Raw genomic sequence first — 23,263 nt, 5'->3', positions numbered from 1 at the left:
TAGAGCAAATTAGCGATCAACCCATTTAAAAATTTTAGATTCAGCCAAATCTGGGTATGCAAATTTATCCAAATATTCAAAACAGACATAAGTACCTTTATCTTTACGACTCATATTGTCATCAAAGCGTAAATGTCGATTATATTTTCGGCCATCAAATAGAATCGTAATTCGCTCAAAATGATCATTCTTAGTTGAATAGGTCTTATAAAACTGCACAACACCACATGCCTGTGACGGTAAAATTACTTTTTCTTCTTTTAAATACGCAGCTAAAGCTAAAATTAAACAACCCGGCAACACAGCATAATATGGATAAGTATCGCGATGATTTTTATCCTTTAATTTGGGCACAATAAAAATAACCGTCATAAATGGGACGATCACCAAAGTCAGCAAACCCATAAAAACCATCATGCCAAACATGATTCCCCTCTAAATGAGCTGCTAAGGCGCGAGCCACTCAACAATGTTTGAACTTTTTAAATGTGAATATTTAAAGCGGTCATAAAAGCGGAAACATACTCTTTCATTCACTTGCTTACGCGCCAAACCCGCATCAAAGCGCATATCGCGGGTATAGGCTGAACCTTCAAATTTTAATAAAATTTTTTCATAGGGATTGCAACGCGTCTGAGCTCTACCACTACAGTTCTCATAATGCTTATAGCCCACTACGACAGCACATGCTTTTGAAAGTACCATGGGCTTTTCTTTTTTCATCGACATGCCAACATGATAAGACACTCCCCCAAACACCAACATTAAGCCCATCACCACAAAGGGAAAGACTGCCCATTTTTCCCCTTCTTTTTCGGCTTTGGGCAAATACACCACTAAGCTTGCAATAAATCCAAAGAAACAAAAGAAAAATAAAATTAACCCTAAAATAATCAAAAAATTAGACATGATTCCAGTCGATATTTCACTTAAAGAGCAATCTACCACATTCGTTTATCTTTCCATAAAAAAAGCCCACCAAAGTGAGCTTTAAATACATCATAACCAAAACAATTTTAGAGTTTTGGATCACGCAACTGCACCAGACTCGAATTGGCTTTACTCAATGACTCCATCACTTTAGACATTACCGCAGGCACCAATGAATCTGCCATTTGCGCTGCCTGCAAGCCTAGTTTTTCACCCAAAGTCGGTTTTTTACGTGTCTGGATCAGGTACACATCATGCTGTGGTAATAAGCCTAATAAGTATTCATCTGATGTTTTAAGTTGATCCACCAAATTCAGATCAATTGCATCTTGGCCATACCAATGCTCGCCAGTTGCCACTTTTTCTACATTCAATTGCGGACGGTATTTTTCCACAAAGTGTTTGAATAAGTTATGCGTTTGTTGCAATTCTTCTTCAAACTTGGCTTTGCCTTCAGCGGTATTTTCACCAAACATGGTGACAGTACGTTTGAATTGGCCAGCTGTATATAACTCAAAGTCGATATGCTTTTCTTTTAGCAAGCGGTTGAAGTTCGGCACTTGTGCAACCACACCAATTGAACCGACAACTGCAAACGGCGCAGATACAATTTCAGATGCAATACATGCCATCATATAGCCACCGCTGGCAGCCACTTTATCTACACAAATAGTTAAATGGAAACCTGCGTCACGTAGGCGAACAAGTTGCGCAGCAGCCAAACCATAGCCATGAACCATGCCTCCAGGGCTTTCTAAACGAAGCACGACACGGTCACGCCCTGCTTTTGCAGTGGCTAAAATTAAAGTAATTTCTTCACGTAAACTCGCAACAGCAGATGCAGCTGTATCGCCATTAAAATCTAAGACATAAATTTTTTCATTGGTCTTTTTACGTGCACGCGCTTCTTTTGATAATTGCTGTGTCAGTTGCAAGAGCTCAAATTTTGAAGCAGTAGTTTGCGCAATTTTTTTTCTTTGTTCATTAATACGCGCATTCAAATGACTGATGCGGATTTCTGCAGGCAGTTTAGATGTATGAAATAACATAATATTTTCTTTTCTCAAATCGGCACGAGGCTTATATTTTTAGATTAGGCCAATTGTATGTTTTTTCAATAGCATTTTTGCGAATTACACCTTTTTCTCGATACTTGCTATTTTAAAGCACACTTGCTGGCTCAAACTTAGACATCTTCCGCAACTTGTTGTTCATCTTTTTCGAGTGCTTTACGTAATGCTCGCTCTGCCTGAACATGCAACAACATATCTTGACGGTCAACCTCTGTCACAGCAAATAACCGAACATATAAGCAAAAGATCATATAGTAAAATACCCCAATGAGTGCGGCATTGATCGGCCACCATGTTTGAATCCAAAAATAACCGCGATGACTCGACTCGTTCGGGGTCAAAACTGAATACATCAGGATTAAAACTACAATAATCATCATGCAAACCAGTCCTTCCGAAAGCCAACTGTCTAGCAATGCCTTTTTACCCTGCGCTTCTGCTTTTAGAAATCTGTTCATTTTAAACTGCGCATGTGCCCGCGTATATTCACGCCATGCTTGTCGCCCTTCGCCTTGCTCGAACTGACGATGAATTAAAATATAAAGTACGGGCCCCATGATAATAATGGCGATCACAAATACATCGTACAACCAGCGGTGATAATTACTCATACCCGCACTGGATGCCGTTGCAAATAATCCATCATGAGGCACAAAAACAGCTAAAATCAGGCTGACTGCAACCATAAATATCGCAACAGCATGTGCAATATAAGCTGTCCCAAAAACAGCTCTGAAATATTTCTTTTGCGTCTGTTTTAATAATTCAGCTTGCTGTTTATCTGGAGTCATGCGCTTCTTATGCCATGTTTAAAAACGTCACAATACAACAAATGGTATAAATAAATATTTGTATATCATAATTTTATTAAAAAATTTTCAAATTTTTTAAGTATTAAATTATTCCAATCACAACATAAGCCTAAATCATCGTGTTCAAAATGTTCCACTGCATTATTTAGCCCCCAACCGACCCAATTAAAAATATCTTTTAGATATATTGAACTTACACAGTCAGTGCTAGACCTGTTCTTCGGAGCTATCCTTTTGGAGCATGCTTTTCTTGGCCTGTCTTTGTGCTTCGCGTTTTAATTTTAGAAAATGCTTATGCATATCTTCCGTAGAAAAAAGCTTTAAGAAAAGATAACTTTGACAACAATATAATGCCCATATAATTAGAGCGTTAATAGGCCACCATGCCAAAATCCAAAATGATGATTTGTAGGCTCCTGCAAATGGTGTCATCCATACATACATTGCAATCACGCCAACCGTAAACCCTAATAACACTGCGTAAAATAAGATTTTACTTGAATATAGGATCGTCACTTTCGACTGCGATTGTGCATATTGATATTCTCTAAACCGCTCTTCTGCACTGATTTTAGTGGCGCAGTGCCATAGACGACGAAATTTCACATCATGTTTTTTGTGCTGTAAACGCAAAAAAATCACCACGCCTGTAATACATGAGCTAATCACATAAACATCATATAACCAGCGGTGATAATTGGTCATACCCGTACTTTGGGATGTGGCAAATAAACCTTCATGCGGTATAAACATCGCTACGATCAAGCTCATCATGACCATCAGGGAAGCATAGAGTTTGCCAAAATGTACTGTACCAAATAAAGCTTTATTCACTGAAGCTTGAATCTCTTCAGCCAAGGCTTGTTGGTTGGAATATTTCATATTGCTTTATATTCATGTTCATATCTTAAATATTAAGCAATCAGCATAACAAAAAAAACAGAGCCCTAAGACTCTGTTTTTAAAAAATTTTAAATAATCCAAATTAACCGAAACGGCCGGTAATATAAGCTTCAGTTAACTGATGGTCCGGTTGCGTAAATACTTTTTCGGTTGAGTTTACTTCAATCAAGTCACCCAAATGGAAGTATGCAGTACGGTCTGATACGCGTGCTGCCTGTTGCATTGAGTGTGTCACAATCGCAATGGTGTATTGTGTAGAAAGCTCTGAAATTAACTCTTCGACTTTAGCCGTTGCAATTGGGTCGAGTGCAGAACATGGCTCATCCATTAAAATCACTTCAGGTGAAACCGCAATCGTACGCGCAATACATAAACGTTGTTGCTGACCGCCAGATAAGCCTGTACCAGGCTGGCTAAGACGATCTTTTACTTCGTCCCATAAGCCAGCTTTACGTAAACTATTTTCTACAATTTCTTCCATGTCGTATTTATCACGTGCTAGGCCATGTAATTTTGGACCGTATGCCACGTTATCAAAAATTGACTTTGGAAATGGATTTGGCTTTTGGAAAACCATACCGACTTGAGCACGTAGTAATACCACGTCCAAATTCGGATCATAAATGTCTTGGTTGTCCAGCATCACCTTACCCGTTACACGACAGCTATCAATCGTGTCATTCATACGGTTTAAGGTACGTAAAAATGTAGACTTACCACAGCCTGATGGACCAATAAAAGCAATCACTTCATTTTCATAAATATTGAGATCAATGCCTTTAATTGCTTCAGCTTCATCATAATAAACATGCACATCTGTTGTGCTCAATTTTACATTTGCACTCTTTGCATCTTTTTTTGCAGAAGCTTGCGTATCAAATTGAGAGACAAAAGACGTTGCAGGAGCTTGAGCGACTGCGTCATCAGACGTAAATTGCGTTTCGTTTTGATTCACTGACTTATCCTGATTTGAGGAATTCGTTGTAGATGTTGCCGTTGCTGTATTCATGTTTTAATCCTATTACCAACGAACTTCAAATTTCTTTCGTAACCAAATAGCCAAGCTATTTAAGCCAATCATGAGTGCCAACAGTACAATAATGGCTGCTGCTGTTCTGCCCTCAAAGAAGTTACGCATTTCATTACCCTGCCATAAAAAGATTTGCACAGGTAATGCTGAAGATTGATCCAATGGTGTTGCAGGTACACTGGCAACAAATGCACTCATACCAATTAATAGCAGCGGTGCGGTCTCACCCAGTGCTTGCGCCACACCAATAATTGCACCTGTTAAAATCCCGGGTAAGGCCAAAGGCAATACATGGTGGAATACGGTTTGTAAACGTGATGCACCCAAGCCTAAAGCAGCTTGACGAATTGAAGGTGGCACAGCTTTAAGTGATGCACGTGTGGTAATAATGACTGTCGGAAGTGTCATTAAGCTTAAAACCAAACCACCTACCAACGGTGCAGATAGAGGTAAATGTAACCAGCCGATAAAAATTGAAGCGCCCAGCAAACCAAATACAATCGATGGAACTGCAGCCAAGTTATTAATATTCACTTCAATCACGTCTGTGATCCAGTTTTTAGGTGCAAACTCTTCGAGGTAAATTGCCGAAGCAACACCAATTGGAATTGAGATCACAATTACAATGAGCATCATGAATAACGAGCCCATAAATGCACCTGCTAAGCCTGAAGTTGCAGGTGAACTACGTGAGTCTGGGCTGGTGAAAATATTGGTGTTAAACGTATTGCTAATAATGCCTTGCGCTTTTAACTGGTCTGCCAATTGACGTACTTCTGGGCTCAACTGTTGTTGATCATCTGGCAATGAACGATTGATATTCCCCGCCAACCATACATCCACATTCGCATCAGCTAAAATTTTCAGGTCTTCTTTTTTACCCACCAAAGATGGATCCGCAAAGACCATATCGCGTAAACGATAAGCTTCTGAACTGGTATATAAACTCGTTAAATCGTCACGTTTTGCTTCAAGCGCTTTGTCTTTTGAAATAAGGCCGTTAACGATCAGCGCATCCCAATCTACCATGCCCATTTCAGTTTGCCATGCAATATAGCGTTCTTGATAATGTGCTGGTGCTTCTCCCGTTTTTTGAACTGGCTTAGGTCCTGCTGTAATAATCGTTGGATCAAAATAGACAGGCACATTCATCGAGCTTTGCCAAAATGCTGGAAGACCTTTAATTAAGATACTTCCAAATAACAAGACAACAAAACACAAGCCCGTAATAACCGCTGAAAAGCCAAAGATACGAAATGCTTTTTCTTTGCGATGACGCTTTGACAAAGAACTTTCGATAATTTTTTTACGCTTTTCTCGTTGCTCTGCTGCAACACGTGGATCCAACGCCTGATCCATAGAAGATGTATTTGAAGTACTCATTATTCGTATTGCTCACGGTATTTGCGCACGATATACAGTGCAACAATGTTGAGACCCAAGGTAATCACAAATAAGGTTAAACCCAATGCGAATGCCACCAACGCCTGCGGACTAGCAAAATCTGTATCGCCCGTTAACTGATTCACAATGGTAATCGTCACTGTTGATACTGCTTCTAAAGGGTTCACATGGAGAAGTGGGCTATTACCTGCAGCCAGTACCACAATCATGGTTTCGCCAATCGCACGGGAAGCGGCCAATAAGAATGCCCCAATGATGCCCGGCAATGCTGCTGGAAGTACCACTTGGCGGATCGTTTCGGATTTGGTTGCACCTAAACCCAATGAACCATCACGTAGTGCACGAGGCACTTGGGTAATAATGTCGTCTGACAGTGAAGAGACAAAAGGAATAATCATGATACCCATGACAAAACCTGCAGTTAAAGCACTGGTCGCATTAATGTCTAAGCCGATATAAGCCCCCATTTGTTTAATAAATGGGCCAATAATCATCAGCGCAAACACACCATAAACGATGGTTGGAATACCTGCTAATACTTCAATTGCTGGTTTTGCCCAAGCTCGAAAACTTGGTTTAGCATATTCGGCTAAGTAAATGGCAATCATCAAACCAACAGGTACTGCAACAAGTAATGCAATACCACTGACCATCAACGTACCCCACAGCAATGGCAATAAACCATAACTGCCTTCAGCATTACCCGAGGTACTAAAGCCTGGATTCCATACCGTACCAAAGAAGAAATCGAGTGGGCTCACAAAGCTAAAAAAGCGCATTGCTTCGCTAAACATCGACATCACAATGCCGACCGTTGTTAAAATTGCCACGCCAGAACATAGCGCCAAGCCAATATTCAGTACTTTTTCAACTTGGTTACGTGCTCGAAATTGCGATGCAACACGACGTTTTGCCCAGACCAATCCTAATAGCGCACTACACAGGACCACGGCCAATTTTGCAAAAGAGCCAATCGACTCCACGTGTTTTAAATGTTCTGCCGCTGCTATTTCATATTGAGCAGGCGTATCACTCACACCAAAGCCCGAAGCAATCGCTTGTACACGATCAATCAGCACACTAATACTTGCTGGATCCATAGTGGCTTTAATTTGCTCAGGCACATTGCTTAGCACTACATGCTTAAAAATGCTAGGTTCAACAATATTCCAAACAATCAAAATTAAAAAAGCTGGGATACCACACCAAAGTGCAACCAACGCGCCATAATAGCCTGGACGCGAATGCAGCATTGCCGAATTATTTCCCTTGCCAGCCAAGTTACGGCTTTTGGTTAAACCAACCTGATAGGCTATTGCTACAATTGCCAGTAGCACCCCTATAAGCAGTAGATTCATGTACTCTCCACCATTTTTTCAATTTTCATTATTTGAAAAAAATGTATTTGCAAAAAGCCAATGACAGGTTTCCCTGCCATCAGCCAATGGTCTTTCTATTACTTAACCGCTTTACCTGCTTTAAAGTCAGCAAGTACTTTTGCACGTTCTTTGTCAGACATAGAAATTAAGCCAGCTTTTTCTAACTTAGAGCCTTTGCCTGTCACTTTTTTGCTAATAAAGAATTCTGTGTATTCTTTTAAGCCTTTAATTGCTTTTAAGTGCTCGCCTTTCACGTAGAAGAACAATGGACGAGATACTGGGTAAGAACCGTTTAGAATCGTTTTCTCAGAAGGTACAACATTGTTTACTGTCGCAACACGTAGCTTGTCACGGTTTTGGTCATAGAAACCTAAACCAAATACACCCACTGCACTTGGAGAGGTTTTCAAACGTGCTAATGTTTCTGTGTAATCGCCAGCAATTTCAATGACCTTGCCGTCTTTACGGAAGTTAGAACATGCTTTTTTCTGCGCGTCTTTGTCTAATTTTGCGAAAGCTTCATAAGTTTCACAGCCAGCATCAACCATTTTCTCTTGGAAAACTTCACGTGTACCGTGGTTAGATGCAGGAATTACTAAAGTGATCGGTTCATTTGGTAAAGATTTATCAATTTGATTCCAACGTGTGTACGGGTTAGGAATCATTTTGCCATTAGCAGGAAGCTCTGCGGCTAAAGCTGCAAATACATGCTGTGGACGTAATTTATAGGCAGCTTTATGTGAGTTAGATGCGAATACAATGCCGTCATAACCAATTTTGATTTCTAATACTTGATTCACACCGGCTTTTTTACAAGCAGCTAATTCAGTATCTTTAATTTTGCGTGATGCGTTTGCGATATCAATTGTATTATCACCCACGCCATTACAGAATTGTTTCAAACCACCTGAAGTACCACCAGAACCAACAACTGGGGTTTTAAATTGTGGGAATGTGTTGCCAAATTCTTCCGCTGCAATACTTGCATACGGTAAAACTGTAGAAGAACCAGCGATTTGAATCGTGTCACGCGCAGCGTTTGCAGTTGTTGCTACAGCCGCGCCAGTTAGTGCCAATGCAAGTGCGATATTATTGAAGCGCATTCTCATCTCTCTCAGTTGATGCATTTTTGGAGTACGCCACTTTGTTATTAAGTTTTGTACTTATTTGGATAACTGCATTTTGATTTTAGAATATGACAACTAAGTTACAACTTTATGACGCTTTGATGATAATTGACCACTAGGCTTTGATTTAAATAATTTTCTTTAGAATTCAATATGTAAGTTAATTTTACCAAATATATTCTTAAATCATTTTTTCATACTTTTTCGTAACACTTCAACAGGATGTCATCTTTTAATGACACATCAACAGGCTTTTTGGCCCTAAATTTTAACTCCAATTGTGTCTTTAAACTCGTGCACTCACTGAGGTGTTCACATTTACCACATACTTCATTCCAATAATTGAAATTTATCTAAACACAAGCTTGACCTATATTCTAAAAAAGCCAGCCTGATGACAGAAAAATGAACAGCAAAACCATTGCGACCTTTAATCCTGATTTGCCAGTACACATGACATTTGAAGAACATGACTGGCATTTACTCGCTGAATATTGGTATCCAATCGCACTTGCGCGAGACATTACAGAGCAACCTTATGGCACGATGCTATTGGACATGCCTTTGGTGATTTATAAAATGAACGATCAGCTCATTGTCGCTAAAGATGCTTGCCCGCACCGCGGTGTTCCGCTCAGCTTAGGTAAAAATGATGGGCAAGGTGTGGTCTGTCGCTATCATGGTTTACGTTTTGGTGAACATGGCCATTGTAATCGCATTCCAGCCCATCCTGATCATAAAATTTCTCCGCGCTTTAACTTACGGACTTATGCCACAGTCGAACGCTATGGTTTGGTCTGGTGTAATTTAACGGCCAATCCTGAAGCTGAGCCAAACATTCCAGTCATGCCTCATTGGGAGGATGCAGACTTTCAACAACTGGTGTGCCCAGCTGTAGATTTTCAGTGTTTTGCAGGCCGACAGCTCGAAGGCTTCATTGATGTTGCGCATTTTGCATGGGTGCATCCCGATACGTTTGGCGACCCTGAAAATGTAGAAGTACCTGACTATAAAACTATTGAGACAGAAACAGGATTTAATGCAGATTACTGGAGCAGTGTTGGACGCTATCCAATTGGTTTAGAACAGCGTGGCAAAGATGGCTTTCAATGGTTGCGTCATTTTGAAATTCATCTGCCGTTTACTGCAACCTTAACGATTCATTTTCCAAACGACAGTAAGCAAGTGATTATGAATGCAGCATCGCCGATGACTGCCCGCTCGACACGCTTATTTGCGCCTATCTGCCGTAATTATGACAAGGACTTGCCTATTGAAGATGCTTATGAATTTAATCTGAAAATATTTGAGGAAGACCGATTAGTCTCGGAATCACAAAAGCCGGAATATTTGCCTTTGGATTTAAGCATTGAAGCGCATTTCCCAGCAGACCGCAGTTCGAGCATGTACCGCAAGTTATTGCGTAAGAAAGGGTTTAGTCCATTGTTTGCGGCTTGATAGAAACATTAGAAATTAGACTTCTATTTCACAAATAACTCTAAGTTTAGTTAAGTAAGTATGTTCCTGAATTATCCTTGAATAACTTCATTATGTCCTAGCATTGAACTTCACTTGTATAGAGCTATTGATATTAATAATTTTTTTAACTTGAAGTATTTATCGCTATATACTTGAAAAAAATGAGTTAATGAATCTGAATCAATTGCATATACAGGTTCATTAGCCGTTTGAAATAGTTCAATTAAATTATAAGTAGAAACTTGAAATTCAATAATTAGATTCCTTAAATTTGTATCTTCTTTTATATCCATTAGAAGATTTAACTTCCTCATCAGAACTCGATCTAAATCATTAACCTGATTATAAATTTTTTTAATTTCTTCTATCGAGTCATTATCTTTGATAACACAGCTGAGATAAGAGGTCATCTTTCCTATTAATGTATTGTAAATATTAATATCATAAAGAATACTTTTTGCTTCACTGGCAATTACTTCACTCTCTTTCTGCTTTCTCCAATTATAAAATGTGAAAAGCAACGCAATTGTTGCAAACATTGTTGCTGACCAACTTAAAACACTTGATGCTGTAGCCGTGTCAGCCTTAAAGAAAATTTGAATGAGCGCATATAAAGCGATTGATACCGCTAACAATGCAAAATAAATAATAATTAATGTGGTTATTGGCTCAAATGGCTTATTTAGTTTTTGCATAAATTTAGTGAGATTCATTTCAATATAAGTTGTTATAAAAAATAATATTTTTTAATATTTTACATTAATAAATACTTGTATCAGCAATATTTTTTTTAGTTTGCATCAAATCACCTGACAAGCGACATGGATGTCGCAAGGCAGCGCTGAAGGGATAGGACATCCCTTCAGCGCTGCAAAGGATTTTGGTTACTTTGATCCTTCAAAGTAACAATCTGCCTACACAGTAAAATATCATCACTCAATGAAAAATTGTGGCTGTAAAATCATTAACTGTTTTTTCATTTAGACAAAAAAAGGAGCTCAAATGAGCTCCTTCTTCTACAACTGCAAAACGACAATTAGTCAATTGCAGGTGTATATGTACCATCAGCGATTGGGCCTTTGATACGATCCGCTTCTGCAAGCACAAGAGCAAGTAAATTCTTCACGTTATCTAAAGTGGCTACTGGGCTTAAAGTCGTCATTTTCAAAGATTGAACCTGACCAACTTTAGTTACACCAATATTCGCTTCACCACGAGCAAACAATTCGTCTGCTACGTTTTGGTTCAATGTATCTAACAATTCAACAGGGTAGCCTGCTGGCACTACACGGAACAATACCGATGCAAATTGAGGATCAACCAGCATTTCTAGACCGTCAGTTGCAGTAATATAATCTGCAACATCACGTGTAAGCCCTACACCGTGATCGATCATCGAACCGTAAAGCTCTTCACCTAGCGCTTCAACTGTCATCCACAACTTCAACGCATCGAAACGGCGAGTTGTTTGAAGTGACTTAGATACTAAGTTCGGAACGCCATGCTCTTCATCATAAGCAGAGTTTAAGTACTCAGCTTCATAATGCATGAAACGATAGTTCGCTTCATCTTTAAGCAAGAATGCGCCACATGAAATCGTTTGGAAGTAATGCTTATGGAAATCAAGCGTTACCGAGTCAGACAGTTCAATACCATCTAACATTGAACGATAGTCATTTGAAAGAATCAGTGCACCGCCCCATGCTGCGTCGATATGCATCCACGCGTCATATTTGTTGGTGATTGCACGCACTTCTTTCAATGGGTCAATTGCGCCTGCATCGGTTGTACCCGCAGTTGCAACCACACATGCTACAATTTTGCCCGTCGCGCGAAGGTGCGCCATGGTTTTCTCAAGCGCGTCTATATCCATGCGTGCATTTGCATCTACAGGAACAGTGACAACAGATTGGAAACCCATACCCATCATGGCCATGTTCTTTTGCACAGAGAAGTGTGCATTTTCAGAACAGATCACTTTTACGTTACGCATTGCTTCCGCAGGTACGCCATCACGCTGAACAGACCATGGGTTACCGTTTTCGTCTTTCCAGTTTTTAGCAATACATGCATCACGTGCAAGCAAAACGCCCATCAGGTTAGACTGCGTACCACCAGAGGTGAATACACCTGCTTGACCTGCACCATAGCCAACTTTTTGGCGAAGCCAGTCAATTAACTGAACTTCCATCAATGAACCTGCAGGGCTTTGATCCCAAGAGTCCATAGATTGGTTAGTCGCGTTAATTAACACTTCAGCGATTTGGCTTGTTACCATTGTTGGGCAATGCAAATGCGCTAAAGAATGCGGGTGATGTACTTTTAAGCTTTTATTTAAGAAAAGCTCAACCATACGGTCTAGTGATTTTTGAACGCCCATACCTTCTTTTGAAGGGTTGAACGCAATTGCACTACGAAGCTCTTTAATGCTACCGCCGGTGTACATTTTGTCATTTTGCAACCATGCAGAAACGGCTTTAACCGCTTCGCCCATTGCTGACTGATAGTCAGAAATGGATTGTGCATCATTGCAGAATAACGCTTTACGATGTTCTGCAAAATCTACCATGACTTATGCGCCTCGAGTTGCAACTAGTGCTTCAGCAAGTGCTTTCTTGAAGCGAACGATCACTTCTTCACATTCAGCTTGGTTAATGATCAATGGGCAAAGTAAACGAATTACAGTACCGTTACGACCACCTTTTTCTAACAACAATTTGTTGTTGAAACATGCTGCTTGAATGGCTGCTGCCAATTGAGAATCACCTGGTAAAGAACCCATGTGATCAGCTTTTTGACGTTCATCAACAATTTCAACACCAATCATCAAACCACGGCCACGTACGTTACCGATACATGGGAATTCTACCGCTAATTTTTTAATTTCAGCTTGTAAGAAGTCGCCACGCTCTTGCGCGTTTTGAGCCAAGTTTTGTTCTTTGATGGTTTTGATTGTTGCAAGACCAGTACCCATAGCAAGTTGGTTACCACGGAATGTGCCCGTGTGACCCGCTGGTTGCCATGCGTCAAACTTACGTTTAATACCCAATACTGCAAGTGGTAAGCTACCACCTACTGCTTTAGACATTACAACGACGTCTGGCTCAATACCTGCATGTTCAAAGGCAAACATTTTACCTGAACGTGCAAAGCCCGCTTGTACTTCATCAAGAATCAACACGATGTTGTGCTTTTCAGTCACTTCGCGGATTTTCTTTAACCATTTTACAGGTGCAGTCACTACACCGCCTTCACCTTGGATTGCTTCCAAGATTACAGCTGCTGGCTTAGTTACACCACTTTCTACGTCTTCAATGAAGTTTTCGAAATAATACGTTAATGCGTCTACACCCGCTTCACCACCAATGCCTAATGGGCAACGGTATTCATGCGGATACGGCATAAATTGAACACCTGGCATTAAGCCATTCACAGCATTCTTCGCAGACAAGTTACCTGTCATTGCTAAAGAACCGTGAGTCATACCATGGTAACCACCTGAGAAGCTGATTACTGAACTACGACCAGTGTAAGTTTTTGCTAATTTAATTGCTGCTTCTGTACCATCTGCACCAGATGGGCCACAGAACTGTAAGCAGTACTCTTCTTTACCACCAGGTAATTGCTCAAGTAATGCTTCAGTAAATGCATCTTTTAAAGGCGTTGTTAAATCCAAAGTATGCAATGGGAGACCACTTGCAAGTGTATCGTGGATACTTTGAATTACCGCAGGATGGTTATGGCCTAGTGCCAATGTTCCTGCCCCAGCTAAACAATCGAGGTACTCTGTACCTTCAACATCAGTAACCCAACAGCCTAAAGCTTTTGCTATCGCAAGTGGAAGTTTACGCGGATAGCTACGAACATTGGATTCCATCTGGCTTTGGCGAGTCAAATAGTATTCGTTAGTAGAATTAGCGGCAGGGTTTACAGAAGAAACGCTCATATCGAATTACCATCTCTGATATGGGTTGAAAGAAATAAGTCGGGTGACTTGCGGTCCTTTGACTCGGTGCTTTATGAGTTTCTAGTTAGCTTAAAAAAACTCTTTGAGTATGGGCTAACTAGGAGGCGGATGATACAGACTTTTTCAAGAAAATAAATAACTTTTCGAACCAAATATCTAGTTTCCTAATTGAAAAAAGGGATCAATCCGACCGTTAGAATGAATTATCATCTTACATTGTGACAGACGAAAGAAAATAGTATGTTTTCGTTGTTTTTTAAAGCCACCATCAACAAGAGCAAGCTTTGCCATTTCAATCCAAACAACACTTTGTTTTCAATATATTTTTCAAATATCAAACCATTTAAAATAGATATATATTTTTACAAAGTCATCACAATATTTTCTAAAATAAACCATGATTCGGGCTTATTATCTGAAATAACTCTTAAAGATTGAATTTTATACAAAAGGTTAAATTATGCGTACCTTTTCTTATAGCGCCCTTCTACTGGGTTTAGCATTAAGCACTACAGCCTTTGCTCAAACCAGCGAAAGCATGAATTACAATGTGATTAATATTCAGGCCGAAGCGACGCGTCAAGTCACAAATGATGAAATGAATGCTGTGTTGTATATTGAAAAATCCAACAAACAACCGACTGAATTGGCCAATCAAATTAACCAACTTATGTCCCAAGCAGTACAAACTGCTAAAAAATATCCAAGTGTCAAAATTGAAACAGGCTCACAAAGCACATACCCAATTTATGACAATGACAATCAGAAATTAAAAGAATGGCGTGGCCGTGCCGAAATCCGTATTGAAAGTACAGACTTCAAAAGTGCAAGTCAGTTAATTAGTGAGTTACAACAAAACTTCCAAACCCAATCCATCAACTTTACAGTCTCCGATGCACAGCGTAAAAAAGTTGAAAATGAACTGGTGGTAGAAGCCTCTAAAAACTTTCAGCAACGTGCTCAAACTTTAGCTCAGGCTTGGAATAAAGGTGGCTACAACCTAGTTAACCTTAACTTAAATACCAGCAATTACTCGAATCAACCTGTACCACGTATGGCCATGATGAAAGCCGCGTCTGCCCCGCTCGAAATTGCAGATCAGCAAATGGCTGGAGGCGAATCTAAAATTAGCGTCAATGCATCAGGTAGCATTCAATTGAAATAGCCTCGTCCTTTATATACATCTCCTGCATTCAAAAACTTGAATATGAGAGAAATTTTTTAGCCCGTAGCTTAAAACTGCGGGCTAAATTTCATTTGAAATAGTCTCTTCATTTTTTGCATTTTTATTACATAGTTTTTGCATAAATTTGCTAAATTTTGTCGCATATTTTTTTCTTTATTTTTTTAATATGCCAATTTCAATCGAACACTTAAATTTATGGCTGTATCAGATACTTAATGTGCCTGATCAAGCCTCTAATGGCATGATGAACTATGCTATTTTTGTTGCACATGATCTTATTTACCTCATGCTTTTCATTTTTATTTTTTGTTGGTTACGCGGTAGCTTCGAAACTAAAAAATCTATTTTAAAAGCATTTATTTTTACCGCAATTACCCTAGCACTAGGTGAAACGCTCTCCTTTGTTTTCAATACTCCTCGTCCCTTTGTCATGGACGTTGGCCAAACTCTAATTGAACACTCACCTACTGGCTCTTTCCCAAGCAATCACATGAGTATTTTTAGTGCCATTGCCTTTTCTTATTACTTCTCTGAGCGTCGAGACATTGGGCGTTTTTTAATTGCTGTGGCATGGCTCGTGGCTTGGTCACGGGTTTATGTAGGCGTACATTTCCCAATTGATATGTTAGGCGGTTTCTTTATTGCTTGGCTGGTGAACTATTCTGGCCTAAAAGTATGGAATAAATATAAAGATCAAATCATGATGTGGGTGATGAATATCTATCAAAAATTATTTCGCCCTTTGATTGAAAAAGGCATTATTAAATAAGTCTTTTACTCTGATCAATCCGAATTTTGAATAAAAAAAAACAGCTCCTAAGAGCTGTTTTTTTATGCTAATTAGTAAATTGCCATATGATTGCGATGAATCATTTCCAGTGAGCGTGCTTCGCCAAGGACTTGATGCACTTTATCAGAAGCCAAGCCCTTTACGATTTCTGCAGAACGCGAACTAAAATTCACACGCCCTACTGCAATACGATGGCCTTGTGTATCCACACATTCCACCACATCACCGCGCTCAAAATGACCCTCAACGGCTTTTACCCCGACTGGCAATAAACTACGGTGATTATCACGAATAGCTTTTACAGCACCATCGTCAATCACCAAACGGCCTGCAGTTTGCAAATGTGCTGCCAACCATTGCTGGTGTGCTGTTACACGGTCATTATCGGTAATAAATAACGTGCCCAATAACTCACCCGACATTACGCGTGAAAGTACATGATCGCTATCGCCACTTGCAATAACAGTCGGACAACCTGATTTAGCAGCCAAACGCGCAGCACGAACTTTGGTTAGCATACCGCCACGACCAAACTTACCACCGCCACCAGCCATATCAAACAAAGTCTCATCCATAGCACGTACTGTATGGAACAGTTTTGCATGAGGATTTGAACGTGGGTCTGAATCAAACATGCCTTCTTGGTCCGTTAGGATCACCAAAAGGTCTGCATGAACTTGACCCGCAACCATAGCAGCCAAGGTATCGTTATCACCAAAACGGATTTCGTCTGTAGATACTGTGTCATTTTCATTGATCACTGGAATCACACGCCAGTCGATCAAGTTTTGCAAAGCATCACAAGAGTTTAAATAACGACGACGATCTGCAAGGTCATCATGGGTTAAAAGCACTTGCGCAGTTCGAATAGAACGTTGTTCTAATACACTAGACCACGTATGAATTAAACCCATTTGACCAATGGCTGCACACGCCTGAAGACTGGGTAGATCTGTGGGTCGGCTGTCTAGATTCATTCGAACCATGCCTTCAGCCACAGCACCAGAAGACACCAGAATAATCTCGTGCCCTGCATTGTGTAGATCTGCAATTTGCCCCGCCCAATGCGAGATTGCCTCTAGATCTAAACCTTTTCCGTTTGCTGTGAGTAAAGAAGATCCGATTTTAACAACGATTCTTTTGCAATCCTTAAGCTGACGCTGTCCATCTACCACTTCTATCATCTTGTCCTCAGTTACTCTTAATTATAGAGCTTAACGTACGTAATACGACTCTGCTTGATCTTCGCCATCATCTTCTTCGTCATCGTCTTCACCCAAAATACCGGCAAGACGTTGCTGACGACGCATCTCACGATACGCTTCTTTGGCAGCGATGGTTTGTTCACGTGTTTCAGCTTCAAGCTGATCACGGAATGCTTTCATTTCTGCTGCATATTCAGGGTCTTCAAGCTCGCGTTCTTGTTGCTGCTCGATTTGATCCATTAAGTAATACACAACATCTTTTGTCCCTTCACGGGTCAAACCTGAAGTTTTAAATACTGGGCCTGTCCATTGCAATTCTTCAAGAATGTGGTTACACCACTCTTCACGGCTTTCTTCTGGGAGTTGGTCTAATTTATTGAGTACCAATACCACTGGAAGTTTTGACAGTGTTGGAGAGAACTTTAATAGTTCACCCAAAATTGCTTTTGCATTATGTACAGGATCAGAACCATCAATAGGCTGAACATCGACAATGTGCAATAAAATACGTGTACGAGCCAAATGCTTCAAGAAGCGAATACCTAAGCCTGCACCTTCTGCTGCACCTTCAATCAGACCTGGAATATCGGCCATTACAAATGAACGGTGACTATCTGCATCGACCACACCTAGGTTTGGAATCATTGTTGTAAACGGATAGTCTGCAACTTTTGGCTTCGCCGCTGATACTGCACGAATAAATGTAGATTTACCTGCATTCGGCATACCCAACAAACCAACGTCTGCCAACACTTTTAACTCAAGACGAACTTCACGGAATTCGCCTTTATTACCATGTGTGCATTGACGTGGTGTACGGTTAGTTGATGATTTGAAGTGGGTATTACCTAAACCACCATCACCACCGCGAGCAACAATCACTTTTTGGCCGTCTTCAACTAAGTCAGCAATGATGTCACCAGAATCTGTATCTACAATTGTTGTTCCTACTGGAACTGTTAGTACGACGGATTCACCGCCGCGGCCAGCACAGTTTGCGCCTGAACCATTTTTACCACGCTCAGCTTGGTATTTACGGGTATAACGATAATCTACGAGTGTGCTTGTGTCGTCGTCAGCTTGAATATAAATGCTACCGCCTCGACCACCATCACCACCATCTGGACCACCAAATGGTACGAATTTTTCACGGCGAAAACTGGCTACGCCATTGCCACCGTCGCCAGCCTCTACGGTAATGACTGCTTCATCAACAAAGCGCATCTTGCCAATCCTCTAAAAACTTTAAAACCGCCTATTCTGCCATATTTTAATGAATTTCTCGAATAGTATTATTCAGCATTCGCTGAGTATTTTTAATGAAGCACTCAATTTGACCCCAAAATCGCCGGTTGTTTTGCCATTGTGAATGTCTATTTTGCTTATATTTTCGGATTTATTCATTTTACAAATCATGCTATAGCTTTTACTTATTTGTGTTCAAAGATTGCGCCCGATATAGTGCCGTGATGCTGTCATAGGGATGAGTGATGCATCATCAATCAAACAATTTTGCTCAAACTGAGCTGTCTTCTCAATTTGTACTACTCATGGCTTTAGCCTGTGGTCTTTGTGCAGGATCAGCTTATTTTAATCAGCCTCTTATTTATTCTATTCAGTACAGCCTCAAAATCAGTACGGACCAAGCGAGCTTATCTGTGGTATTGGCTCAAGTTGGCTATGGCTTAGGACTGATGCTCCTTGTACCTTTGGGTGATTTGCTCAACAAAAGAAAACTCATTGTTTGCCTAATGGTGTTTGCGGGCCTTTCACAAATACTTTTATCGTTGAGTACAACGCTGATTTGGCTGTATAGCTTTACCCTTTGCGCTACTTTTGGCGCAATCTCAGCACAAATTTTAATTCCTTTTGCATCGAGTATTAGCTCACCCGCTCAAAGTGCTGCTACAGTCGGCAAACTCATGAGTGGCTTGGTCATGGGAATTATTTTATCGCGCACATTTGCAGGTTTTGTTTCGACCTTTTGGTCATGGAATATGGTGTATTTAAGTAGTGGTATCGTCACGCTTTTATTTGCCATGCTCATGTGGCATAAGTTGCCCAATACCCAAGCCAACACGCAATTAAACATTGCAAAAATTTATCAATCCTTATTTGAGCTTGCGAAGTCGGAACCGCATTTAATTCGACGTGCCTGTGCGGGAGCTTTAGGTTTTGCCATTTTATCCATGGTTTTTACATCAATGACCTTTGTACTGGCCAACCCGCCTTATGAATTTTCAGATTTTCAAATTGGTTTGTTTGGCTTACTAGGCATCATCGGTATTTATTCATCCAGCTGGTCTGGGCGTACGGTTGGCTTAGGTAAAGAAAATAAAGTCGCACTGATCTGCATCAGTCTCATGCTACTGTCTTGCCTACCATTGGCCTTTGCCCAATTGAATATTGTGGCATACGCCTTGGGCGTACTGATGAGCTACTTTGGTCTAACCGCATTTCATGTCCTGAACCAAAATTTAGTCTATCGTATTAATCCAACTGCACGTTCACGTATTAATGCTGTGTATATGACCATTTACTTTTCGGGTGCTACCTTAGGTTCTCTAACTGCCGTATATGCATGGCAACATTGGGGCTGGTTCGGCTGTGTAAGCTGCGCATACCTCTTTGCTCTTGGGATTTTAATCATCGATCGCCTTGATTTTAAAACGATGCAACGCACCTCAACCACGGATGCCGAGTAAAGCGGATACATGTAAACACAGCGGTATTAAATTAGCGTCGTATACTCAAAACACATATTCTATGGTTGCTCAATCGCAACCATGACTACATGCCTCTAAGTTCTCGAAGCCCTGAATTTATCCGCTATTTTAATTTCAAATTCGATGTTTTTACCCAGTACTTATCGTTGCCATACAGACTAAGATACTTTAGAAACAGTTGCTTTATTCTCCAAAATATCCGGTAATTTTGTTTCAATCCAACCAATCAAATACAGTAATTTTTCAGCTGCTTGTGAACCTGTAATAGTCAGTTGGTATTCGACCTTCGGTGGCACAACTGGATAAACAGTCCGTAGAATAAAACCATCGTTTTCGAGCATTTTCAGCGTCTGTGCCAGCATCTTTTCACTAATGCCTTCTATCCGTTGTTTAAGTTCACTAAAGCGATGCACGCCATCATTTAAACAACGCAAGACTAACACCGACCATTTATTGGTTAAGTGCTCCAAAATGTCACGTGATGGACAATCTGTGGATAAAACTTGACCTAATAATTTACTTGAAGCGTAGTTAGCCATCAAATCTCCCCTGTTGGTAATAAACTTACTTTTTGGTACGTACTTACATTTAGTAAGTTAACAGATTACTATTTATGCATCAAGTTTATTTTTCATACAAAAACATGAGGGTTTATAGATGAAAATTGCAATCACAGGTGCAACGGGTCAACTCGGTCAATTGGTTATTCAAGCTTTATTAAAACGCGTCAGCGCGGATCAAATTGTGGCTTTAGTGCGTGACCAAAAAAAAGCAACTGCTTTAGCTGAGCAAGGTGTTGAACTACGTCATTTTGATTATGATGCCCCTGAAAGCTTAGCGCCAGCGCTACAAGGGATCGACAAATTATTACTCATTTCTGCCAATGAAGTTGGCCGTCGCACACCACAGCATAAAGCAGTGATTGAAGCAGCTCAATTGGCACAGGTTCCTTATATTGCTTATACCAGTCTATTACGTGCTGACACTTCACCTTTGGGCTTAGCACAAGAACACCGTGAGACTGAAGCACTGATTCAAGCCAGTGGTCTGCGCTATACCTTGTTACGCAATAATTGGTATAACGAAAACTATCTTGCTGGCGTTGAGCACAATGTAGCATCTGGCAAACTCTTTAGCGCCACACAAAATGGTCCGATTAGCTCAGCATCACGTGCAGATTATGCCGAAGCTGCAGCCGAAGTTTTAACAACTCAAGGGCATGAGCAAAAAACCTATGAATTAGCTGGCTCACAAAGCTTCACTAAAACTGACTTAGCAACTTATATTGCACATGCCGCATCTAAACCTGTGCAATATTTAGAAATTGATGCGGAAAGCTTTGCACAAGGGCTTACACAAGCTGGCTTGCCAGAGCCTGTGGTCAATTTAATTACTGAAGCTGATGTTGAAACTGCACATGGTGCAATGTTTAGTGACCGTACTGATTTGGAACAATTGATTGGTCGCAAAACCACAACCATACAATCCCAAGTAGAAGCCTTATTTAAATAAAATAAATGACTTGAAGCATAACTACACTGTGTAAATCACACATAGCCTACCCCATTGAGCAATCAATGAGGTTAGGCTTTTTATTTTATTATGGGTGAATATTTTTCAATGCTAAGTTCATTTGCATATCTAAATTAGCCTGAGTATCGCGTTCAGTGTTGTACATCGTCGCACGAAAGGCCGCAATATTTTGTAGTGTAATTGGATCATTTAATTGTAGCTTTGGTTTAAATTGATGATCTACATTCAAACGAACAGACTCATTAAAATCAAAATACACAGGACCATTAAACATAATTTTAACGGGAATCTGATACTGACCTTGCAAATGAAATGGCACATCTAAATGAATAGGAATGTCTAGTTTTAAAGGAAATTTCGGCAACAATCTATTTTGATAAATTAAGTCTATTGTGGTTTCCAAAGGCATATTTTGCCGAATTTTCAATTGTGTTTGATAGTCCAAATCAACTTGAATTGGCACTTCTACTGTAAATTGTAAATCTGCTAAATATTTGCCTTTCAATGGCAAATCCATTTGTCGCTTTAAATCTATTTGAGTATCTAAAGTGCCACGCGCATGCGCCTGTAAATAATTACCCACATGTATGATTGTAGGCAATGAATGTGATAACTGAATATTTGCTTGTCGTGCTTTCACCTGCAAAGACGCTTGTACATTGAGATATATCCAAAACAGCAATGCCACCAAACTGGTAATCGCAATAAAACCACATAACCAATACTTCGCGGAATAGCGTCGATCCATACACTACTCTCCTGTTGAATGAGGTGCTTGGCGTGCCAATTTCATATCTTTGAGCGGAATAACCAGTTCACCCTGCTTAATTTTGACAGCTAAAGTATTTTGCACATCGACCGTGGCTTTAAGTGCCGTTGAAATGGGTACATTCAAATGGCCATCAATGGGGATATTGGCTTGTATTTTCGTATTTAAAGGAATATTTAAATTTTCTTTCAGCTGTGTTTTGACTGGAGCATCAAATTTTAAATGAACTTTTTGCGCCAAAGGAACGTCCATATTAATAGGCACATCGAGTTGAATCGGAATATTTCCCTTTAAAGGTAAAGTGATATCCTTTCCCAAAACCCGAACTTGAACTTTGGTATTGATGGGCATGTTTTGATTAATTTTGAGTACTTCACGAACAGGAATCGTCGTTTGAATAGGCACCTGATTATCAAAATACACTCGCGGTGTAAGTGTTTGCGTGAGTGGAATTTGCAACTGTTCTTGTATCGGAATTGATGCATTCACTCGCCCAGAAACATCGACATTGAGTGCATCGTGTATTTTCACTTCTGCTTGTAAAGGTTCTTGTAAATCGATACTTACACTTTGATTTTCGAGTGGAATATAGATATTAAAGTGTTTAAACACCCAAATCGCGATGAGCACACCGCAAATGGAAGCTAACACAATCAATGCTAATCCACTTAGCACGTGTTTTGCCTGCAAAACCGATCCTTGTATTTTTATTTTTCAATCTTTGAGTGTGCTGAATAAATACCGTAAGGTGTGCAATTTTTTGTATGTTAATTTGCAAAATCAGTAACCGTTTGACTCTAAAAAACTCAATACTAGTTCATAATGTTTTTGAGTAATAAAGTTAAATACTAGGTAATAAATAATCATACTTAGTAATAAAGTTTCATACGAATTTTCAAAATAAAGAAAATATATTCAGTATTTTCAGTATTTTCAGTATTTTCAGTATT

Annotated in this window: 22 protein-coding genes; 5 read left to right on the top strand and 17 right to left on the bottom strand. The window is 40.0% G+C overall.

Going from position 1 to position 23,263, the window contains the following annotated elements; genetic code table 11:
* Positions 1-9: 9 nt before the first annotated feature.
* The 9 genes from EXE29_RS11355 to EXE29_RS11315 all read right to left on the bottom strand — a co-directional run bounded on the left by EXE29_RS11355 (position 10) and on the right by EXE29_RS11315 (position 8,634).
* Complete coding sequence (locus EXE29_RS11355; protein WP_117007255.1) at positions 10-426, bottom strand: hypothetical protein; 417 nt, start codon at positions 424-426, stop codon at positions 10-12.
* A gap of 21 nt (positions 427-447) precedes the next feature.
* Positions 448-909 carry a hypothetical protein gene (locus EXE29_RS11350; protein ID WP_106984692.1) on the bottom strand — a complete coding sequence of 154 codons (462 nt, stop codon included), beginning with the start codon at positions 907-909 and terminating at the stop codon, positions 448-450.
* A gap of 107 nt (positions 910-1,016) precedes the next feature.
* Positions 1,017-1,979: a protease SohB gene (gene sohB, locus EXE29_RS11345; protein WP_106984691.1), complete on the bottom strand. Its 963-nt coding sequence runs from the start codon at positions 1,977-1,979 to the stop codon at positions 1,017-1,019.
* A gap of 137 nt (positions 1,980-2,116) precedes the next feature.
* Positions 2,117-2,794, bottom strand: coding sequence for a hypothetical protein (locus tag EXE29_RS11340; protein ID WP_120364317.1), 678 nt, complete (start codon positions 2,792-2,794; stop codon positions 2,117-2,119).
* Positions 2,795-3,022: 228 nt separating this feature from the next.
* Positions 3,023-3,697 carry a hypothetical protein gene (locus EXE29_RS11335; protein ID WP_106984689.1) on the bottom strand — a complete coding sequence of 225 codons (675 nt, stop codon included), beginning with the start codon at positions 3,695-3,697 and terminating at the stop codon, positions 3,023-3,025.
* A 103-nt stretch (positions 3,698-3,800) separates the two neighbouring features.
* Entirely contained in the window at positions 3,801-4,727 is a 927-nt protein-coding gene (gene pstB / locus EXE29_RS11330; RefSeq protein ID WP_106984688.1) for a phosphate ABC transporter ATP-binding protein PstB, read from the bottom strand.
* Between the two features lie 12 nt (positions 4,728-4,739).
* On the bottom strand, positions 4,740-6,131 hold the full coding sequence (pstA, locus tag EXE29_RS11325; RefSeq protein ID WP_106984687.1) for a phosphate ABC transporter permease PstA: 1,392 nt from the start codon (positions 6,129-6,131) through the stop codon (positions 4,740-4,742).
* Entirely contained in the window at positions 6,131-7,510 is a 1,380-nt protein-coding gene (gene pstC / locus EXE29_RS11320; RefSeq protein WP_120364318.1) for a phosphate ABC transporter permease subunit PstC, read from the bottom strand. Before pstC ends, pstA begins: the two co-directional genes overlap by 1 nt.
* Before the next feature lie 98 nt (positions 7,511-7,608).
* Positions 7,609-8,634 carry a substrate-binding domain-containing protein gene (locus EXE29_RS11315; protein WP_106984685.1) on the bottom strand — a complete coding sequence of 342 codons (1,026 nt, stop codon included), beginning with the start codon at positions 8,632-8,634 and terminating at the stop codon, positions 7,609-7,611.
* A 429-nt stretch (positions 8,635-9,063) separates the two neighbouring features.
* On the opposite strand from EXE29_RS11315, the gene EXE29_RS11310 reads away from it, so the two are divergent.
* Positions 9,064-10,116 carry a Rieske 2Fe-2S domain-containing protein gene (locus tag EXE29_RS11310; RefSeq protein ID WP_120364319.1) on the top strand — a complete coding sequence of 351 codons (1,053 nt, stop codon included), beginning with the start codon at positions 9,064-9,066 and terminating at the stop codon, positions 10,114-10,116.
* 110 nt (positions 10,117-10,226) lie between these two features.
* Here EXE29_RS11310 and EXE29_RS11305 read toward each other — a convergent pair whose 3' ends face one another.
* The 3 genes from EXE29_RS11305 to EXE29_RS11295 form a co-directional block, all read right to left on the bottom strand.
* Positions 10,227-10,832, bottom strand: a complete 606-nt coding sequence (locus tag EXE29_RS11305) for a hypothetical protein (RefSeq protein WP_120364320.1) — start codon at positions 10,830-10,832, stop codon at positions 10,227-10,229.
* A 341-nt stretch (positions 10,833-11,173) separates the two neighbouring features.
* The gene (locus EXE29_RS11300; protein ID WP_120364321.1) at positions 11,174-12,706 is read right to left on the bottom strand and encodes a pyridoxal phosphate-dependent decarboxylase family protein; all 1,533 of its coding nucleotides are present in this window, start codon (positions 12,704-12,706) and stop codon (positions 11,174-11,176) included.
* Between the two features lie 3 nt (positions 12,707-12,709).
* Entirely contained in the window at positions 12,710-14,083 is a 1,374-nt protein-coding gene (locus EXE29_RS11295) for a diaminobutyrate--2-oxoglutarate transaminase (protein WP_120364322.1), read from the bottom strand.
* Positions 14,084-14,564: 481 nt separating this feature from the next.
* Here EXE29_RS11295 and EXE29_RS11290 point away from each other — a divergent pair, with 481 nt between their 5' ends.
* Both EXE29_RS11290 and EXE29_RS11285 read left to right on the top strand, forming a co-directional pair.
* The gene (locus tag EXE29_RS11290) at positions 14,565-15,269 is read left to right on the top strand and encodes an SIMPL domain-containing protein (protein WP_106984681.1); all 705 of its coding nucleotides are present in this window, start codon (positions 14,565-14,567) and stop codon (positions 15,267-15,269) included.
* Positions 15,270-15,462: 193 nt separating this feature from the next.
* A complete protein-coding gene (locus EXE29_RS11285) occupies positions 15,463-16,059 on the top strand; it encodes an undecaprenyl-diphosphatase (protein ID WP_120364333.1) in 597 nt (198 codons plus the stop codon).
* Positions 16,060-16,130: 71 nt separating this feature from the next.
* Here the strand turns inward: EXE29_RS11285 and proB are convergent, their stop codons facing one another.
* Entirely contained in the window at positions 16,131-17,264 is a 1,134-nt protein-coding gene (proB, locus tag EXE29_RS11280; RefSeq protein ID WP_120364323.1) for a glutamate 5-kinase, read from the bottom strand.
* Positions 17,265-17,294: 30 nt separating this feature from the next.
* A complete protein-coding gene (gene cgtA / locus EXE29_RS11275; protein WP_106984679.1) occupies positions 17,295-18,509 on the bottom strand; it encodes an Obg family GTPase CgtA in 1,215 nt (404 codons plus the stop codon).
* A 266-nt stretch (positions 18,510-18,775) separates the two neighbouring features.
* Between cgtA and EXE29_RS11270 the strand changes: the two genes are divergently transcribed.
* Complete coding sequence (locus EXE29_RS11270) at positions 18,776-19,990, top strand: MFS transporter (RefSeq protein WP_120364324.1); 1,215 nt, start codon at positions 18,776-18,778, stop codon at positions 19,988-19,990.
* A 179-nt stretch (positions 19,991-20,169) separates the two neighbouring features.
* Here EXE29_RS11270 and EXE29_RS11265 read toward each other — a convergent pair whose 3' ends face one another.
* Positions 20,170-20,550, bottom strand: coding sequence for a winged helix-turn-helix transcriptional regulator (locus tag EXE29_RS11265; RefSeq protein WP_120364325.1), 381 nt, complete (start codon positions 20,548-20,550; stop codon positions 20,170-20,172).
* Positions 20,551-20,668: 118 nt separating this feature from the next.
* Here EXE29_RS11265 and EXE29_RS11260 point away from each other — a divergent pair, with 118 nt between their 5' ends.
* Positions 20,669-21,523, top strand: coding sequence for an SDR family oxidoreductase (locus EXE29_RS11260; protein ID WP_120364326.1), 855 nt, complete (start codon positions 20,669-20,671; stop codon positions 21,521-21,523).
* Positions 21,524-21,611: 88 nt separating this feature from the next.
* Here EXE29_RS11260 and EXE29_RS11255 read toward each other — a convergent pair whose 3' ends face one another.
* Both EXE29_RS11255 and EXE29_RS11250 read right to left on the bottom strand, forming a co-directional pair.
* Positions 21,612-22,292, bottom strand: coding sequence for a hypothetical protein (locus EXE29_RS11255; RefSeq protein ID WP_120364327.1), 681 nt, complete (start codon positions 22,290-22,292; stop codon positions 21,612-21,614).
* A 3-nt stretch (positions 22,293-22,295) separates the two neighbouring features.
* Positions 22,296-23,003, bottom strand: a complete 708-nt coding sequence (locus EXE29_RS11250; protein WP_120364328.1) for an MFS transporter — start codon at positions 23,001-23,003, stop codon at positions 22,296-22,298.
* Positions 23,004-23,263: the final 260 nt, after the last annotated feature.

The organism is Acinetobacter sp. WCHAc060006 (genome assembly GCF_004209135.1).
Lineage (GTDB): Bacteria > Pseudomonadota > Gammaproteobacteria > Pseudomonadales > Moraxellaceae > Acinetobacter > Acinetobacter cumulans.
This window is presented reverse-complemented; position numbering and strand designations above follow the sequence as displayed.